Source organism: Gracilimonas sp. (genome assembly GCF_031581265.1).
In the GTDB taxonomy this organism is placed as follows: Bacteria; Bacteroidota; Rhodothermia; order Balneolales; family Balneolaceae; genus Gracilimonas.
The window spans coordinates 13,208-30,124 of sequence record NZ_JAVLBQ010000024.1; the positions used below are offsets into that span (position 1 = coordinate 13,208).

Annotated in this window: 20 protein-coding genes; 8 read left to right on the forward strand and 12 right to left on the reverse strand. The window is 42.2% G+C overall.

Annotated elements, in window-relative coordinates; all coding sequences use genetic code 11:
* Positions 1-58: 58 nt before the first annotated feature.
* From RI561_RS09390 to RI561_RS09445, 12 genes are all read right to left on the reverse strand, one after another.
* The gene (locus tag RI561_RS09390) at positions 59-1,975 is read right to left on the reverse strand and encodes a cytochrome c biogenesis protein CcdA (RefSeq protein WP_395079976.1); all 1,917 of its coding nucleotides are present in this window, start codon (positions 1,973-1,975) and stop codon (positions 59-61) included.
* 121 nt (positions 1,976-2,096) lie between these two features.
* Positions 2,097-2,543 carry a 50S ribosomal protein L9 gene (rplI, locus tag RI561_RS09395; protein ID WP_395079977.1) on the reverse strand — a complete coding sequence of 149 codons (447 nt, stop codon included), beginning with the start codon at positions 2,541-2,543 and terminating at the stop codon, positions 2,097-2,099.
* A gap of 19 nt (positions 2,544-2,562) precedes the next feature.
* Entirely contained in the window at positions 2,563-2,814 is a 252-nt protein-coding gene (gene rpsR, locus RI561_RS09400; protein WP_395079978.1) for a 30S ribosomal protein S18, read from the reverse strand.
* Positions 2,815-2,846: 32 nt separating this feature from the next.
* Complete coding sequence (gene rpsF / locus RI561_RS09405) at positions 2,847-3,239, reverse strand: 30S ribosomal protein S6 (protein WP_395079979.1); 393 nt, start codon at positions 3,237-3,239, stop codon at positions 2,847-2,849.
* A gap of 127 nt (positions 3,240-3,366) precedes the next feature.
* Complete coding sequence (locus tag RI561_RS09410) at positions 3,367-3,780, reverse strand: type II toxin-antitoxin system VapC family toxin (RefSeq protein ID WP_395079980.1); 414 nt, start codon at positions 3,778-3,780, stop codon at positions 3,367-3,369.
* Entirely contained in the window at positions 3,777-4,010 is a 234-nt protein-coding gene (locus RI561_RS09415) for a CopG family ribbon-helix-helix protein (protein WP_395079981.1), read from the reverse strand. Before RI561_RS09415 ends, RI561_RS09410 begins: the two co-directional genes overlap by 4 nt.
* 113 nt (positions 4,011-4,123) lie before the next feature.
* On the reverse strand, positions 4,124-5,587 hold the full coding sequence (locus tag RI561_RS09420; protein WP_395079982.1) for an NADH-quinone oxidoreductase subunit N: 1,464 nt from the start codon (positions 5,585-5,587) through the stop codon (positions 4,124-4,126).
* 8 nt (positions 5,588-5,595) lie between these two features.
* Complete coding sequence (locus tag RI561_RS09425) at positions 5,596-5,880, reverse strand: 4a-hydroxytetrahydrobiopterin dehydratase (RefSeq protein ID WP_395079983.1); 285 nt, start codon at positions 5,878-5,880, stop codon at positions 5,596-5,598.
* A gap of 4 nt (positions 5,881-5,884) precedes the next feature.
* Positions 5,885-7,495, reverse strand: coding sequence for a NuoM family protein (locus RI561_RS09430; RefSeq protein ID WP_395079984.1), 1,611 nt, complete (start codon positions 7,493-7,495; stop codon positions 5,885-5,887).
* Between the two features lie 16 nt (positions 7,496-7,511).
* A complete protein-coding gene (gene nuoL / locus RI561_RS09435) occupies positions 7,512-9,533 on the reverse strand; it encodes an NADH-quinone oxidoreductase subunit L (protein WP_395079985.1) in 2,022 nt (673 codons plus the stop codon).
* Positions 9,534-9,815: 282 nt separating this feature from the next.
* Positions 9,816-11,747, reverse strand: a complete 1,932-nt coding sequence (locus tag RI561_RS09440) for a M48 family metalloprotease (RefSeq protein WP_395079986.1) — start codon at positions 11,745-11,747, stop codon at positions 9,816-9,818.
* A gap of 75 nt (positions 11,748-11,822) precedes the next feature.
* Entirely contained in the window at positions 11,823-12,410 is a 588-nt protein-coding gene (locus RI561_RS09445; protein ID WP_395079987.1) for a LemA family protein, read from the reverse strand.
* A gap of 491 nt (positions 12,411-12,901) precedes the next feature.
* Here RI561_RS09445 and RI561_RS09450 point away from each other — a divergent pair, with 491 nt between their 5' ends.
* The 8 genes from RI561_RS09450 to RI561_RS09485 are packed head-to-tail and all read left to right on the forward strand — an operon-like array spanning position 12,902 to position 16,908.
* The gene (locus tag RI561_RS09450; protein ID WP_395079988.1) at positions 12,902-13,462 is read left to right on the forward strand and encodes a Na+/H+ antiporter subunit E; all 561 of its coding nucleotides are present in this window, start codon (positions 12,902-12,904) and stop codon (positions 13,460-13,462) included.
* Entirely contained in the window at positions 13,462-13,743 is a 282-nt protein-coding gene (locus RI561_RS09455; protein WP_395079989.1) for a monovalent cation/H+ antiporter complex subunit F, read from the forward strand. Before RI561_RS09450 ends, RI561_RS09455 begins: the two co-directional genes overlap by 1 nt.
* Complete coding sequence (gene mnhG, locus RI561_RS09460) at positions 13,736-14,065, forward strand: monovalent cation/H(+) antiporter subunit G (protein ID WP_395079990.1); 330 nt, start codon at positions 13,736-13,738, stop codon at positions 14,063-14,065. The genes RI561_RS09455 and mnhG overlap by 8 nt, the downstream gene beginning before the upstream one ends.
* The gene (locus RI561_RS09465; protein ID WP_395079991.1) at positions 14,065-14,310 is read left to right on the forward strand and encodes a Na(+)/H(+) antiporter subunit B; all 246 of its coding nucleotides are present in this window, start codon (positions 14,065-14,067) and stop codon (positions 14,308-14,310) included. The genes mnhG and RI561_RS09465 overlap by 1 nt, the downstream gene beginning before the upstream one ends.
* Positions 14,307-14,627, forward strand: a complete 321-nt coding sequence (gene mbhE / locus RI561_RS09470) for a hydrogen gas-evolving membrane-bound hydrogenase subunit E (protein ID WP_395079992.1) — start codon at positions 14,307-14,309, stop codon at positions 14,625-14,627. The genes RI561_RS09465 and mbhE overlap by 4 nt, the downstream gene beginning before the upstream one ends.
* Positions 14,617-15,057, forward strand: coding sequence for an MnhB domain-containing protein (locus RI561_RS09475; protein WP_395079993.1), 441 nt, complete (start codon positions 14,617-14,619; stop codon positions 15,055-15,057). The genes mbhE and RI561_RS09475 overlap by 11 nt, the downstream gene beginning before the upstream one ends.
* Positions 15,050-15,418, forward strand: a complete 369-nt coding sequence (locus RI561_RS09480) for a cation:proton antiporter subunit C (protein ID WP_395079994.1) — start codon at positions 15,050-15,052, stop codon at positions 15,416-15,418. Before RI561_RS09475 ends, RI561_RS09480 begins: the two co-directional genes overlap by 8 nt.
* Positions 15,415-16,908: a complex I subunit 5 family protein gene (locus tag RI561_RS09485; RefSeq protein ID WP_395079995.1), complete on the forward strand. Its 1,494-nt coding sequence runs from the start codon at positions 15,415-15,417 to the stop codon at positions 16,906-16,908. Before RI561_RS09480 ends, RI561_RS09485 begins: the two co-directional genes overlap by 4 nt.
* Positions 16,909-16,917: the final 9 nt, after the last annotated feature.

Sequence of the window (16,917 nt, forward strand, 5' to 3'; positions counted from 1 at the left end):
TTTTACATTTAATTAAGGTGCTATTAAGGCTAAAGCTTTCCTCGGTAAGGGTCAACAATCAACGGGAGTTAAACTTTTCCAGCCCGCTGTCTAAAAATGACACGAAATTATCCGGTTTACTGTAACCCAAACTTTGTTCAATAACCCGTCCTGTTTCAGGATCTACGATAGCATAAGTTGGCAAAGCCACATTGCCAGTCAATTCAAATTGAAAGCGCTGATTTTCGGGACCTTTGGGTCCGCCATCAGTGTACAGTTTCACCAACTCCATTTGGTCAAACCTTTGAACTACTTCCTCCAGAGGAAAGACATTCGATTCCATAGCCCGGCAGTTAGTGCAAGTATATCCGGTGAAATCAATGAATACAGGCTTACCTTCCCTTCTTGCAATCTCTCGTGACGCTTCGTAATCATCTGACCATCCTTCATCAGCGCTTGTGGTTGCACCGGTTCCGGGGGCAGTACCTATCGATGCTACTACACTTACATCTGTTGCTTGTTTAGGAGGAAGAAAGGCATCCCAAATTCCAAGGGAAGATCCGAGTAATCCGGGTATCAAATAAAAACTAAAAAGCAGAAATGGGATAGATAGAAGCATACGTCCCGTAGTAATGCTTTCCGGCTTTTTCTCATGTTTGAGTGAATAAGTTCCAAGTAAATAAAGACCTGTTAACAAGAAAATAGCGATCCATGCAGCAATAGTCATTGGTCTGGAAACCATTCCCCATTCCCATACAAGGTCGGCGTTGGAAAGAAACTTGAACGCGGCTGCCAATTCAATGAAGCCAAGTAAGACTTTTACCACATTCATCCAGGAACCACTTTTGGGGAGAGATTCCATCCATTTTGGGAATACAGCTAAAAGTACAAAGGGACTTGCAAATGCTGCTGAGAATCCGATCATTCCAATGATGGGGTAAAACCATTCCCCTCCTGTTGTGGCCGCAAATACACCACCCACAAATGGCGCAGTACAAGAGAACGACACGGCACTGATTGTCAGTGACATAAATATGATTCCGGCGAACCCGGAACTCTGATTACTCTTCCGGTTTAACCAATTCGTAAGCTGATGGGGAAGCCTGAGTTCGTACATACCCAAAAGACTAAAAGCAAAAGCAACCAAAACAGCAGCTATAAATAAATTCACCCAAGGATTTGAAGCAAAGTTTTGAGCCCCGGATACTCCAAAAATTACCGCTAACAAAATGCCCAGCACCGTAAAAGTAATTACGATACCTATACCAAATAAAAGAGCTTTACCCACTCCCTTAGTTTGATCTTCCTGCTTCGAAAAGTAGGATACGGTTAATGGAATCATGGGAAAAACACATGGAGTCAAAAGTGCTGCAAAACCAGCCAAGATAGCTATCCAGATAAATGAAAAAATTCCTTCACCGCCAAATGCCGATTTTTTAATCTCAGATTCTTGTCCGGAAAGGTTTTCACTGCTACCATCATCAACAGCAGATGCAACCGGCGAGTCTGATACACCGATTACTTCTACACCGGCAATAATGGATTTGGTAGTGGGAGGTAAACAAACCTTATCATCACAAACCTGGTAATATACTTCTATATCAAGGTTCTGCTTTCCGGTTTGATTGGTTTTAACCGCAACAGGAATAGTGAAAGAAGCAAAGCTGCTGTGCCAGCCTAATTCCGTTTCAAAATTGGGGTCGAATTCAACATCCGCTTCTGTTTCGGTAACATCTCCGGCTATAACAAAGTTAGTTGTCTTGGCAGAGAATTCTGTGGGGAAAGGTCCGGCGTCTTCATCATTTAAAATAGAATACAGGTGCCAATCGCCTTCAATGGAAGCTTCGATGACAACTTCAAAAACATCTCCGGCCAATACAGAATCGGGTGATTCTGAAACGTTGAATTTAACCGGATCAGGAATTTGTGCCTGAATAAAAAATGGGGATAACATCAGAATGATGATCCCCATTAATTTAATTTGCGCTGATTTCATGAACACTAATTTCTATGGTTTACTAAGTAATCTCTGAATGTATCAATTTATTTAGAGATGATGTTCAGTGAATGAAACTTACTTAATTCGAAATTAGTGTATCAAATTCCGAACGATAACATCATTCGTCCTTAACAACCCAAAATTTCACTTTTGGATTCAAATCACCAATTAAATTCACAGTAGCAGTATATTCGCCAAGTGCTTTCACATCCTGGTCAAGACTGATGTCTTTTTTATCTACCAAAATTTCACGCTCTTCTAATGCATCTGCAATATCAGCGTTGGTTACGGTACCGTGAATTTTGTCTTCTTCACCGGTTGTTACAGGGATGGTCAAAGATGTTGCTTCCAGTAACTGTGCCAATTCTTTGGCTTCCTGTACCGTAAATTCTGCCTGACGAGCAGCTTCTTTCTTCAGTCGCTCCAGCTCTTGAATAGCTCCCTTGGTTGCCATTACAGCTTTACCTTGTGGAATTAAATAATTGCGACCGTAGCCGTCTTTCACATCAACAACTTCACCGGCTTGTCCTAATTTTTCTACGTCTTCTCTAAGTATAATTTTCATAATTCTGTCTACTTATATTTTATCGAAGGTTATCAGCTACATACGGCATCAGGGCTAAAAAGCGGGCTCGCTTGATAGCGGTAGTCAATTGTCGCTGATGTTTTGCACTGGTTCCGGTTACACGCCGTGGCAGAATTTTACCTTGGTCGTTCGTGAAGCGCTGAAGGGTCTCAACGTCTTTGTAGTCAATGTACTCAAGCCCGGCACGGGTAAACTTACACTGCTTTACCTTGCGCTGGTTCTTTTTTGGGTGTGATGGATTCTTAATCATTGTTCAATATTCTTTAGTGAGGATTTTGCTTTTTAATCTTCGTCTTCATCATTTGATGAATCATCTTCATCATCAATAGCGAAGATATCAGGAACTTCATTTTTTCTTTGAAGTTCACGATGACGTAACATTTTTGCATCATATTTTAAGGTCAGGTAACGCATAATGTTATCATCAATTCGCATTTGTCGTTCAACAGAAGCGATAGCTTCGGCGGGCGCTGTGAAATACATATTTACGTAATAGCCACTTCCCTTTTTGTCGATATCGTAAGCAAACGAACGCAAGCCCCACTCATCAACTTCATCAATTTCACCGTCGTTATCTTCGATTAGCTTTGTAACTTTATCAACGGTTTCTTTAAACTGCTCTTCTTCGAGAACAGGATTTATGATATAGGTAAACTCGTAATAATTTTTACTCATATTTGGTATGTGTTTCTTTGGTTGTTTTCTAAGATGAAAACAGTCGCCCTGGCACTTTGCCGAGCAACAGAGCTTACAAAGATACACTTTTTTTAATCTCTAATCCAACTATTCCGGAACGATTATTCTACGTATCCAATAGATTCGAAAGTCGTTCTCCGCCACCAAGCTTATAAACCGTAAAATCATTGTCCAAAGAAATTATAGAATCAAGAAATCTCATTTCAGCAGTCACTAAAAGAGAAGCATCTGCAAAATCTGCGAGCAAATCGTCGTACTTATCCATGATTTCACGAATTTTCAAAAGTTGCCACTGCTCTAGGTTAACCACCTCTATTCCCCCTTCACTCACCCAGCTCAAAAAATCGAGCTGCACTTGTTTGTGAAAATCCAGCATGTAGGAAACTTCAGTGAGCACCGGCCAGGTTGAAATCAATCGTCCTTCAAATTCCCGCATGAATTCATATACCCTCCGGTGATATTGATCGCTCCTGTCAAAAAGTGCGATAATAGGCCCGGCATCAATCAGTGTGCTTATCACGGATCTTTTTTTTTTATTCGGGATTTGTAGCTCGTTGAACAATCAGTTTCGCCACTTCCAAATTTTCCGAAATAGCGCTCACCGAGCTCAAAGGGTTGGTTGTATTTTTTTTCTTTTGCCATATACTCCACCAATGCTTCTTTCACGATATTGGACCGGGAAGTTTTCTTTTGATCTGCAATTGCCTCCAGATCTTTTTCAATTTCTTCTGATAACCTAATTGACCGCATAACTTTGGCATTATTTATGTGTACCTCAAATGTATAACATTTCAAGGGTTCATAAAAAAAGCCCTTTAGCATAACTAAAGGACTTTTTAAAATTTTTAATTTTCTTTGGACGTCTATGGTAGCATAGTAGCCGCTTCTTTATATCCGCCGGAACCATTCAGGATCTCCATCAATCCTTCGGACGGCAGAACAGGCTCAACACCGTAATAAATAGTCAGAATAGCGAGTACAACAATAGTTCCTTTGTACATCAAGGTTGGGGTGAATAATGTAACGGGCTGATGCTCTTCACGGAAATAAAGATAAACCATCACGCGCAGATAATAATACACACTCGCTGCACTTGCCAACACTCCAACTATTGCCAGACCAATCATTTCTGCGTTGATGGCTGCAGCAAATACATAGTACTTCCCAACAAAACCAACCAAAGGTGGAATTCCAGCTAAAGAAAACAAGAATACCGACAGAGATATCCCCATCAGTGGCTCTTTAAAGCCAAGACCGGCTAAGTTTTGTACTTGGGTGAAATCCAGGCCTTTGTTGCGTTCGTAGTAGGCAATCACCCCAAAGGCTCCAATATTCATAATGGTGTAGGCAAACAGGTAGTAAAGTACGGCATTATATCCTTCGAATGTTCCTGCGGCCAAACCAACCAAAGCATAACCTGCATGAGCCACACTCGAGTAAGCCAACATCCTCTTCACGTTATCCTGAACGAGGGCAATGATATTTCCAAAGATCATAGTTAGTATGGCTATCACACTCAAGACCAACTGCCAGTTTAGTCCTTCCATAATGGGAAGTGCTCGGGATAACACAAGAATAAAAGCTACAAAAGTACCTGCTTTGGAAGCAGTTGCAAAGTAAGCCGTAAGCGTAGTCGGTGTTCCCTGATATACATCGGGCGTCCACATATGGAATGGAACGGCTGAGATCTTAAATAAAAATCCGACTAACAGAAGTGCGGTTCCTGCTAAAAATAGTAAATCAGTACTTGCTGCGGCTCCAATACCCGGAATACTTGTTGTACCGGTAGCACCGTAAAGCAGTGCCATTCCATAAAGTAAGAATCCGGTAGAAAAAGCACCGAGTAAGAAATATTTAAGTGCCGACTCGGCTCCTTCCTTCTCATTTTTAATAAGGCCGGCCATTACATATAAACAGATGGACATAGTTTCCAGTCCTACGAAAAGTGTAATCAAGTCATTTGAACCTGCCAAAGCCAACATTCCGGAAGTTGCAAAGAGTATAAGTGCGTAGGTCTCTCCGTAGTAGTGGTTAATTCCCCTTAAATAATCTTCACTGATAAACACACAAAAGAGTGCACCGGCTAAAATCACTATGTTACCAAATGCAACAGGACCACCATGGACCAACATCCCAGAAAATGCAGTTTGAAGTTCACTGCCTAATGAAAGTACGCTGAACACCAATCCGGCGGCAAGGGATACTATGGTGATATAAAAATTGAGCGGACTGTCTTTTTTCAAAGATTCAACTACGATAACCACCAAACCGGCTACGGCTGTGATGACTCCGGGTAAAAAAGCTTGTATGTCGCCTAAATAATCCATTCGCTAATTTATGAAACGCTTTCTATTGCTTTGGCCAGATCCACATCTTTTTGGGTAACTTTACCCCCTGCATCATGGGTACTAAGGCTGATCTTCACCGTGTTGTACACATTAAACAGTTCTGGATGATGAACCTGCTTTTCAGCTTCCAACCCCACGCGGACGATAAATCCAAGGGCTTCACTGAAATCATTGAAACTAAATTCTTTGCTGATCTTGTCATCGTTAAATTCCCATCCTTCCAGAGAATTCAAAACCTGATTGATATCGGATTCGGATAGTGGTTGTGCCATAATATTATTCGGTTGATGCGAATTGTGATTCTGATTCACTTACATCGTAAAACTTTGTAGTCCAGTCGGGCAGCTCTTCATTTCGAGCCTCTTCCAACACAGCCATACTCTTTGCTTCAGACGCTTCAATCAATTCCGTTACTTGTGCTTCTGAATATTTGGTGAAATCGACGGGACGTATTCCAATCCAGAACATAAAAATTACCATGGGGATTAACAGTCCAATTTCACGACCGTTAAGGTCAATTAATTTCTCATTCTCCTTATTGGTAATCGGGCCAAACATTACACGCTGGAACATCCATAACATATACACTGCTGCCAAAATAACACCGGTCGCCCCCAGAACAGCAAAGGTCTTGTTACTATACAATTCAGAGAAAAATGTACCATTCAATATCAAAAATTCACCTACAAATCCGTTAAGCCCTGGCAGACCAATAGACGCAAAAGTCGCGATCATAAACATGACGGTGAACACTGGAATTTTCTTGGCAATACCGCCAAAGTCTTTGATCATTCGAGTGTGTCTGCGGTCATAGAGCATTCCCACAATAAGGAAAAGTGCACCAGTTGAAAGTCCGTGGTTAATCATTTGTATGATGGCCCCCTGAACAGCAACTGTATTCAGTGCAAAAATTCCCAATACCACAAATCCCAAGTGACTCACAGAGGAGTACGCAACCAATTTCTTCACATCTTTTTGAACCATGGCCACGAGTGCACCATAAATAATTCCGATCACCGCGAGCGTAGCCATCCACGGGGCAAATTCCATGAACGCATTCGGGAAGATCGGCAGACAAACGCGGATCAAACCATAGGTTCCCATCTTCAACATGATGGCCGCAAGTACTACGGAACCGGCAGTTGGAGCCTCAGTGTGTGCATACGGTAACCATGTATGAAATGGAAACAGCGGCACTTTAATACAGAAGGCCAACGCAAAAGCCAGGAATAAATAGGTTTGTTCTACCAATCCAATGGTGTACATATCGCTGGAAAGAAAGCGCCAATCAGTGGTAAATTTTGTTGCTCCTCCCATGGCGTATCCGGCGTCATACCCGAGATAAATCAAGCCAACCAACATGATGAGTGAGCCGACCAGTGTATAAATAAAGAATTTAATGGTCGCCTGAATACGTCCGGCTCCACCCCAAATTCCAATCAGGAAATACATAGGAATCAGCGACAGTTCAAAAAATACATAGAAGACCATCAGGTCGAGCGAAGAGAATACTCCTAATGAAGCCGTCTGTAGTAATAGCAACATGCTCCAATAACCAGCAAGGTGTTTACTTACTGAAGTCCATGAAGACAAAATAACAATAGGTCCCATAAACGTGGTAAGCATAAACAGCAGTAAACTCAATCCATCCAGACCAACCAGGTATTTAATATCGAGTGATTCGATAAGGCGTCCGCCTTCAGTTACAAATTGAGCGGTTCCGGAATTGGCGACATCGAAGCCAAACATGAGTGGTAATGAAATCAAAAACGTAATGGACGTCACCACCAAGGCGATCCACTTTTGAGTGGTTTCATTCTTCGACAATACGATTAGCGGAATGCCAACCAGCGGTAAATAAATGACGATATTTAAAAGTGTTTCCATCAACTAATTTGGGAAATTACATTACCATTAAGTAGAGAATAAGAATTACGCCTATCACAAAAGCCAGCGCATAGCTTGAAACCACTCCGGTTTGAACATATCGGAACAGACTACCAAACAAGCGAACTGTTCCTGCGGTAGCATTTACGATGCCATCTACCACTTTCATGTCAAAAACGGCGAGTACTTTATCAGAGAATTTCACCAACGGACGAGAAATCAAACCTTCATAGACCTCATCAAGATTATACTTGTCTTGCCAGGTTTGATACAGGCCACCAAATCGTTCGGCCAGCGTGGCATCCGACTCCAATTGCTGATTGTTGTTATACATTCTGAATGCAACCCACGTTCCTGCTACCGCAATAACGATAGAAAGACTCATGATGCCCCACTTGATGGACTTGGCAAGAACAAGTTCGTAGTCAGCGGCTACATTATACAACCAGTTGTGCAGCAGATTGATATGGGCCGTTTCTCCGGTGAAGGTTTCCACAATAAAATTCGGGATTCCCATAAACCCACCGATGGCAGCAAGCACGGCTAAGGTCCAAAGTGGAATAGTCATCGTAGCCGGACTTTCATGTAAATATTTCTCTGCCCCTATCGCTTCTTTAAATCGCTGACCCAACTTGAATTCTCCATGGAAAGTGGTCAGTGTGAGGCGGAACATATAGAAAGCGGTCAAGAAAGCAGTGATCATCCCCACCCCTAAAAGAGTGAGATACATATACTGACCAAATTCACCCGCGCCGGCATTTGCAGTCATGGCAAGAATTTCATCCTTAGAAAAGAATCCAGCTAATGGCGGAATACCTGCAATGGCAATGGTCGAGATCAAAAATGTTTTGTAGGTAGATGGCATGTATTTTCGAAGCCCACCCATATTTCGCATATCCTGTGGATCGAAATGCACATCTTTGCCTTCGTTTTCCAACTCATGCTCTACATGATGCATTGCATGAATCACAGATCCAGAACCAAGGAATAAACAAGCTTTAAAGAAAGCGTGCGTTACGACGTGGAACATGGCGGCTGTAAACGCACCGGAACCTAACGCCAGGAACATGTATCCTAACTGAGAAACCGTGGAATAGGCCAGTACACTTTTAATATCGTTTTGGGTGATGGCAATAGTGGCCGCAACAATAGCTGTAAGTGCTCCAATAACTGCAATGATCAACATCACTTCCGGCGACATCACAAACATCGGCGACATTCGGGTGATCAAATAAATCCCGGAAGTTACCATCGTAGCCGCGTGAATGAGTGCAGAAACGGGAGTCGGGCCGGCCATGGCATCAGGCAGCCATACAAACAATGGAATTTGGGCTGATTTACCGGTTGCTCCGATAAACATCAAAAAACCAATTCCGAAAATGTATTCGCTTGAGAAGGCATCGAGATTTCCAAGAATCGCATCAAAACTAAGACTACCAACGGTTTGAAAAACCATGAACATGGCAATTAAAAAGGCGAAGTCACCGATACGATTATATATAAAAGCTTTTTTTGCGGCATCGGATTTGGCCATATCGGTGTACCAGAAACCAATGAGTAGATACGAACAAACGCCTACCCCTTCCCATCCGAGGAATAAGAGCAAGAGGTTATTTCCGAGAACCAGGTTCAACATCGCAAAGATGAAGAGGTTCAGGTAGGCAAAGAATTTCCAGTATCCCTCATCATCGGCCATGTATCCCATTGAGTACAGGTGGATCAAAAATCCAACACCTGTCACAACAAGGGTCATCAAAATAGAAAGTTGATCGACCCGATAGGCAATATCTACGCTGAAGTTTCCGGCTTCCATCCAGGTAAAAAGCTTGTAGACTACGGCTTCGGAGCCGGCGTTCATATTCAGGAAGAAATACACCGCAATCACAAATGGAATAAAAACCGCTGTATTGGCAATGATGCCGATCAGATGTTTTTTGGTACGGTAATTTTCTACAAAGAGCCCGATAATCCCGTTAAAAAGAAAACCAAGCAATGGAAGAGCAATAATGAGTGTAAATAACGCCGCAGCGGATTCCATCTATTAAACTTTATTTAATTGCTTTAAAAATGTGAACCACATAACTGCGGTTCCAAAATGGATGGCAAAGATACAAAAAACTTCAGCAAGGTAAAGAGCGTTTCAACTGAATTTTTAGAAAATTAGCATGCGGGATGAATATCGAATATAGAACACGGATCATTGAATTTTGAACTACATTATATATGATTTTGGGATAGCTGAGATTTCTATTGTAACTATCCTGTGAAGTTTATCTCAGAAAATAAGGGCAAACCTATCGAATCAAGCCTAATTCACAAATCATCTATCATCCATCATCGCTCCCAACGGAATTGGAAAACCAATCGACACTGTAATCGCCCTCAGCATTTCTTTTTCTCTCACTGTAATTTTCTTATCGGCAACCACACAATGAATCATCGCGCTTGCAACATATTTCTTCACCGGATTTGCCGATGTCGCAATTTCGTCTATGGCTGTATTGAGCCGACCTAACCCACATTCATCTTTTGGTAAAAATCGAATATTATCCGGCATTACTTTTTCGATGGGTTTTAGTCCGTTTTGCCAGGCTGACTCCGGGTCCTCATCCGAAATATAAGACAGCGCAGAAAGCAGAACCGATATCTCCTCTCCCAGTGTTTTTAGATGATGATGCCGAATCTTGGGGTCTTTTGATTTTGCAAATGCAGTATCAAGTTGTCGCTGAATGAGTTTTTCGATGGCAAATGAAAAGATACTGTCCCCTTCTTCTGCCAGCTTTTTCAACGTACCGCGAAAGGATTTATACTGACCTTCACTCATCTGCCGCAATGCCGGAAAGGACAGTTCAGCCAACGGAAGGCACCATTTTCGATTTCCTGCCTGAAGCTCTGAAGTCAACTTTTCCACTTCCTCAGACAGGCTGTTCTCCAAACTTTCATGCAGCCATGCCGGTGTTGAGGTTTTTTCAGATTCTTCCGCGGTTAGAAGCAGAGCGTATACTAATGCTTCGGCAGAAAATGGTTCATGGGCGGCCTTAACAAGTTTTTCAGGTATTTCTCCCAATAGCTTACCGGCTTGACTCACATTATCTGAATTGAGCGTACCAATGGTTGCCAATATAACTTCTGGAGTGAGTGCTTCATGTCCGCCTATTCCCCTTTCAGAGGTACCGCTTACATTAGAACCCGATACATGATCCTGCTCGAATTTTTTTCGTATTCGTTTTGCTTTATTTGAATCATCAGAACTTAGCGACGGGCTGATAGCTTGAATACGTTTGTCAATGGGGGGATGGGTGGAATAGAGTTTATCGAAAAAGGAGTGAAAGCTGCTGGCAAAAAACAAGTGACTCATTTCCATGGAATGGCCATCCTGGATTTTAGCCCCATCCGCACTTTCTGATATTTTTTTGAGCGCCCCGGCTAATCCGTCGGGATTTCTTGTGTACTGAACGGCGGCTGCATCTGCCAGGTATTCTCGCTGCCGTGAGATGGCCGACTGTATCATCCGGCCAAAAATCATTCCGATATAACCGATTACAATCAATGCCAACCCAAAAAGCATAATTATTAATTTCGACTTACCGCCTCCGTTATTATCTCGGTTGCTTTTTACACGGACACCGCCCGAGTAGAACATGCCCCGGATGAGAACCATCCCCATGATATGGATTAGTAAAATGCCGTTTAGAATTCCTATTAACCGAATATTCAGGCGCATGTCCCCATTAAAGATATGACTGAATTCGTGAGCAATAACACCTTGCAATTCGTCCCGATCAAGCTGATCAAGAGTGCCACGGGTTACTCCTACTGCAGCATCCTGAGTAGTCAATCCGGCAGCAAAGGCATTGATATTCTCCTCATTGTCAAGGATATACACATCCGGAACCGGGATACCGGATGCAATCGACATTTCCTCTACCACATTCCTAAGCTGTTTTTCAGCAGGATTTGTCGTTGATGGTTCCAACTTTCGCCCACCCAACATTTCAGCCACTGCCGATCCTCCTTTCCGAAGCTGAGCTATTCGAAATAAGGTACCAATGGAAATCACCAGCAAAACCACTGCGCTTACGATGAGAAATAATCCCGGGTTCCAAACTCCCCCTGAAAATCCTTGAGAATAAAAGAGAAGAGTCACAGCCAGGTACACCGAAAACACGATACCGGTTACGGCCAATAGGTATAAAAAGACCAACTTCCCGGTGTTTCGTTTTGCACGATCCTGTGCTTCAAAAAAATCCATCTACAGCGTTGAATTTAGAATATTGTTTTTTGTGATATCAGAAAAGAACCATCTTGTTATCCTAAACCGATGGCCTCAAAATGATACTTCTGGTGCTTCCCGCTCTTCAGGGGAATCGATCTTGAACTGTTGCGCCGGTGAAAATCCAAAAGCACCTGCAAACAATACGTTAGGAAATTTTTCGCGATAGGTATTGTAATTCATCACAGCATCATTAAAAGCCTGCCGGGCAAATGCCACTTTATTTTCCGTGGAAGTAAGCTCTTCCGAAAGCTGCATCATATTTTGGTTGGCCTTCAAGTCAGGGTAGTTTTCAGAGAGAGCAAATAGCCGTCCCAAAGAACTGCTCAAGGTTTGCTCAGCACCCATCAGGTTTTGCATGGCTTCGGGATCATCGGGCTGATCGGCGACCTTCTCTTCGGCCTGCTGTGCCTGGTTTCGGGCCTGGATAACGGCCTCAAGTGTTTCCCGCTCGTGCGACATATATGATTTTGCGGTTTCCACCAGGTTTGGGATTAAATCATATCGACGCTTTAGCTGAACATCAATTTGAGCAAATGCATTTTTTAAGCGATTCTTTTGCGTAACCAGTTTGTTGTAGATTCCAATAGACCAAGCAATCAAAACAACGAGGATTACTACCAGGATAATTGTCGTAGTCATAGTTTTCAGTTTTTTTAGTGGATATAGGTTTCAAAACTACTTCTTGTTCTCACTGAATATACAAGTTGTTCGCTGCGGTGCAAATGGTGTTTTTCCATTTACCCCTAAAGCTCAAAAACATGAAATCATTGTACGAACATCCAATAATCAATGAACACCATTCACCTGGATATTGAATATTGGCTATTCATTATTGGATATTTATTCTCCCGACTTAAGTCTGTTTAAGTTTTTGGGCATTCTATCCACAAGTCGATCTTCGGTATGTATTCCATTGAAGGTCTGTAATTTTCATTGCTCATAAATTTTTCAGACATCAACTCGGAACTGCTTTCACAAAAATTACATTTTATATGCCATATTTTTGCACTCTTTATTAAGGTATATAATATAGTATCGAGTTTAAGTCGATTTTCATTTCAGGTAATTATCAGAATTTGTATGTTTGAAAGCATCAAAAATTTATTCTTAACCATCTATACCCGTAACTCTTGAAATCATTATCTGTTCAAAGCTTAATTGTTTCTTTTTTGAGCCTGATGGCTTTTTGGTATATCATGAGTGGCTTCTTTGATATTACTCATACCATTATGGGGGTTATCAGTGTGGGTATTGTAATGGCGATCAATTATAAGTTGAAGTCGCATTCCTTTTTCGCCGGTGAAACAGACATTATTAAGGATCTGCGTTTTTTATATGTCCCCTACTATTTTGGATGGCTTTTATTGCAGATTGTTATCTCAGGGATTCAAGTTGCCAAAATTTTATTGAGCCCTTCTTTACCTATCGAGACTTCAGTAGTCCGTTTTAAAGTCGATTTCCCCAATCCCCATTGCAAAATGATTTTAGGAAATTCAATTACACTCACACCGGGAACGCTTACGGTAGACATCAACGGGGATGAATTTATCGTTCATGCAATTTCGCCGGTTTCATTCGAAGGCATAGCCAGTGATACTATGCCTCAAAAAGTTTTAAAATTGTTTACCACTGATATTCAACCGGTAGTCTCAGATTTTAAAGTACTGCAAAGTAAGGAGGAACTGAGCTGATGGAATCCTTTTTCCTATATAGTGCTGTTATTTTAACTGCTATTATTGCCGTTCCTGCCTATCGTGTTGTAAAAGGGCCTACAGTTTTTGACCGGCTGGTTGGAACCAATGCCATAGCCACTAAAACTATTGTATTGATCTGCCTGATCGGTTATGTATTCGATCGAATCGGTATGTTTATTGATATCACTCTCGCTTATGCCATTCTTGGTTTTGTGGGTTCTCTGGTGATTGCAAAATATTTCTCCTCCGATAATGTAAACTTGCGCTTCGATGATTGATATAACCTCCATATTGACCATAGTTTTTGTAGCGGCCGGTATTTTCTTTTTACTGATTGGAAGCGTTGGCATTATTCGTCTGCCTGACTTTTACTCACGCACTCATGCCACCAGTAAAAGTGATACGCTGGGAATGATGCTGGTGATTATAGGTCTCATCATATTTGAAGGATTGACCATCAACAGTGGAAAACTATTTTTGATTCTATTATTTATCCTGTTGGCAAATCCCGTAGGTGCACATGCCTTAGCCCGAGCTGCTTTACACGCAGGATTGAAGCCTACTTTGAACAAGAAAAATGAAGAAACCAACGACAGCTGATGTTCTGGGAACTTGAACTCATATTATTCATCTTTTTATTGATAACAGCTGTTATTGCGCTGGAATCAAAGGATTTGCTGGTTGCAGCAGTCATGTTGACTGCATTCAGTTTTCTCATGGCTTTATTATTTACCACCATGGGCGCCGTTGATGTAGGATTTACAGAAGCCGTTGTTGGCGCCGGGGTAACCGGAATTTTGTTAGTCGTCGCAATTTATCAAACCACTTATACAACAGAAGATTGAAGTACCTTAAATTACTTTTAATCATAGCGTTTACTCTTGTGCTACTTTTTGCGGCATCGGATTTGCCGTATCGTGGAAATCCCGATAATCAAATGAATCAAGAAGTAAGCATGACCGGAACGGAAGTACCCGGTAACTACTACATTCAAGAGGCTTACAACGATGCCCACACCCCTAACATCGTTACTGTAATATTGGGCGATTATCGTAGTATTGATACGCTGGGAGAACAAATTGTGATCTTTACCGCAGGACTCATCGTATTTCTGTTACTAAGAAACCGAAAGGAAGAGGAAGGAGAAGATAATGACAAATAGATCTCCAAGCCCAATCATTTTATATGGAACCCGGTTTTTGAGCCCATACATCATGGTATTTGGGTTTTATGTGATCTTCCACGGACATTATTCTCCAGGTGGAGGATTCCAGGGTGGAACTTTGTTGGCGGCCTCCCTATTGTTGATTCGAATTGCCAGCGGCACCCAAATTGCGAGTCTTCAATTCAAAGATTATTTGGCAACTCCCTATGCCGCACTCGGTGTCTTGATCTATTTTGGAACCGGACTGGTAGCCATAATTACAGGTGGATATTTCCTTGACTATGAACAACTACCCATACCGGGTCTTGAAGCCGCCGACTTACGTTACTGGGGCATTTTGATCATCGAATTAGGAATTGGACTCACCGTAATGACCGTCCTTGTTTTGATTTACGATAACATGGTTAAAGGAGAATACTATGCTTGATTTCTTTCTGGGACATTATGCGTATTGGTTTACGATCATCCTTTTAGCCATCGGTTTATACGGAATGCTGATGAAAAAGAATTTGGTGAAAAAAACCATCGGGCTGTCCATTTTTCAGGCCGGTGTGATCTTATTTTTTGTATCTGTAGCCATGAAGGAAGGAGCTACCGTGCCTGTTAAAGCCTACGGACTTCCTGTCAGTGAAGCAGCCAATTATATGAACGCCTTACCTCACACTTTGATGCTTACCGCTATTGTAGTGGGTGTAGCAACGTTGGGTGTGGCATTCGCACTGATTATCAATATTTACAATCGCTACGGCACCCTCAACGAAGAAGAACTTTTAGATAAGATTCAATGATCGGATCCGAAATACCGGCGTTAATACCCGTCACATACATCTTGTTTGCGATTCTGATTCCAGTGATTGGGCTCTGGAAGCGTGAGATCGTCTGGCACCTCAGTCTGCTCGGTACCGGTATTGCTACCTTGTTCTCTGCCTGGGGAATGATGCACCTCATCCAAACCGGTGAGACTATCCGTTATTTTTTTGGTGGATGGATGCCTCCGGTCGGAATCGAATTTGTGTATGATGGCTTAGCCGCTTTCATCGTATTAGTTATCAACGCCATTGCCTTTTTAGTGCTCATTCATTCCAAAGAAATCAGCAAGGTTGAATTCCCCGGAAAGAAAATGGCCTACTACACCGTATCCATGCTGCTGATGCTCGGCTTCAACGGGATGGTACTCACCGGCGACCTTTTCAACCTTTACGTATTTCTCGAAATTTCCTCCCTCTCCAGTTATGCATTGATTGCCATTGGAGAGAAACGTGCTCCTTATGCCGCTTTTAGGTATTTGATTATTGGAACTGTGGGTGGTTCGCTTTATTTATTGGGCGTTGGATTTTTATATACCGTCACCGGTACGCTGAATATCATTGACATGCACGAGATGCTGCCAATGGTGATTGGACATTCTTCGGTAATCGCAGCACTTATTTTAATGATAGTCGGTGTTGGGGTGAAAGCTGCTTTATTCCCACTACACGGATGGCTGCCGGATTCTTATACCTTTGCATCTTCAACCTCTTCTGCTTTGATCGCTCCCATCGGGACAAAAGTAGCGGCGTATATTTTATTCAGAGTCGTACTGTTTTTATTTGGGGTTGAATTGATCGACGAGCAACTCCCGGTCACTACTATCATTGGAGTTTTTGCAGGAATTGGAATTCTGTACGGTTCCATCATGGCCATCGCACAAAGTGAATTAAAGAAAATGCTGGCATATAGCTCGGTTTCACAGATTGGCTACATTATCATGGGAATCAGCTTGGCCAATCCGTTTGGGTTTATTGGAGCCGTGCTGCACATTTTAAATCACGCCATGATGAAGGCTCTGCTCTTTCTCGTTTCCGGAAGTATGAGGCTTAAAGAAGGACATTCCCTCATTACGAAATTTGATAACAGCTATCGCAAGAAGTACCCGTGGACGATGGCGGCTTTTACCACTGCGGCAATTTCCATGGTCGGTCTTCCCCCACTTGCCGGATTCTTTTCCAAATGGTACCTGGCACTGGGAACCATCGATAACAGCAACTGGCTGTTACTTGCCGTCATTTTGATCAGTTCACTGCTGAACGCCGTGTATTTCTTTCGAATTTTAGAAAAAGTATATCTGAACAATCCCGAAACGGAATCATCCGAAGAAACCGAAATTCTCGAACAAGATGAAGTCGGCTTCAGCATGATGTTCCCTATGGCCGTGATGGCGACCGGGCTATTATTGGTAGGTATTTTTAACGCCTATATCGTAAATGTAATTTTCACCATGTTTCCGGCAGGATTTTAAATAGATAAA

Excerpts from the sequence above, each read along its gene's own strand:
- RI561_RS09440 (WP_395079986.1), bottom strand. The coding sequence starts at position 11,747 with ATGGATTTTTTTGAAGCACAGGATCGTGCAAAACGAAACACCGGGAAG.
- RI561_RS09475 (WP_395079993.1), top strand. The coding sequence starts at position 14,617 with ATGACAAATAGATCTCCAAGCCCAATCATTTTATATGGAACCCGGTTT.
- rpsF (WP_395079979.1), bottom strand. The coding sequence starts at position 3,239 with ATGAGTAAAAATTATTACGAGTTTACCTATATCATAAATCCTGTTCTC.
- RI561_RS09425 (WP_395079983.1), bottom strand. The coding sequence starts at position 5,880 with ATGGCACAACCACTATCCGAATCCGATATCAATCAGGTTTTGAATTCT.
- RI561_RS09415 (WP_395079981.1), bottom strand. The coding sequence starts at position 4,010 with ATGCGGTCAATTAGGTTATCAGAAGAAATTGAAAAAGATCTGGAGGCA.
- RI561_RS09420 (WP_395079982.1), bottom strand. The coding sequence starts at position 5,587 with ATGGATTATTTAGGCGACATACAAGCTTTTTTACCCGGAGTCATCACA.
- RI561_RS09445 (WP_395079987.1), bottom strand. The coding sequence starts at position 12,410 with ATGACTACGACAATTATCCTGGTAGTAATCCTCGTTGTTTTGATTGCT.
- nuoL (WP_395079985.1), bottom strand. The coding sequence starts at position 9,533 with ATGGAATCCGCTGCGGCGTTATTTACACTCATTATTGCTCTTCCATTG.
- RI561_RS09455 (WP_395079989.1), top strand. The coding sequence starts at position 13,462 with ATGGAATCCTTTTTCCTATATAGTGCTGTTATTTTAACTGCTATTATT.
- mnhG (WP_395079990.1), top strand. The coding sequence starts at position 13,736 with ATGATTGATATAACCTCCATATTGACCATAGTTTTTGTAGCGGCCGGT.
- RI561_RS09480 (WP_395079994.1), top strand. The coding sequence starts at position 15,050 with ATGCTTGATTTCTTTCTGGGACATTATGCGTATTGGTTTACGATCATC.
- RI561_RS09390 (WP_395079976.1), bottom strand. The coding sequence starts at position 1,975 with ATGAAATCAGCGCAAATTAAATTAATGGGGATCATCATTCTGATGTTA.
- rpsR (WP_395079978.1), bottom strand. The coding sequence starts at position 2,814 with ATGATTAAGAATCCATCACACCCAAAAAAGAACCAGCGCAAGGTAAAG.
- RI561_RS09430 (WP_395079984.1), bottom strand. The coding sequence starts at position 7,495 with ATGGAAACACTTTTAAATATCGTCATTTATTTACCGCTGGTTGGCATT.
- rplI (WP_395079977.1), bottom strand. The coding sequence starts at position 2,543 with ATGAAAATTATACTTAGAGAAGACGTAGAAAAATTAGGACAAGCCGGT.
- RI561_RS09485 (WP_395079995.1), top strand. The coding sequence starts at position 15,415 with ATGATCGGATCCGAAATACCGGCGTTAATACCCGTCACATACATCTTG.
- RI561_RS09465 (WP_395079991.1), top strand. The coding sequence starts at position 14,065 with ATGTTCTGGGAACTTGAACTCATATTATTCATCTTTTTATTGATAACA.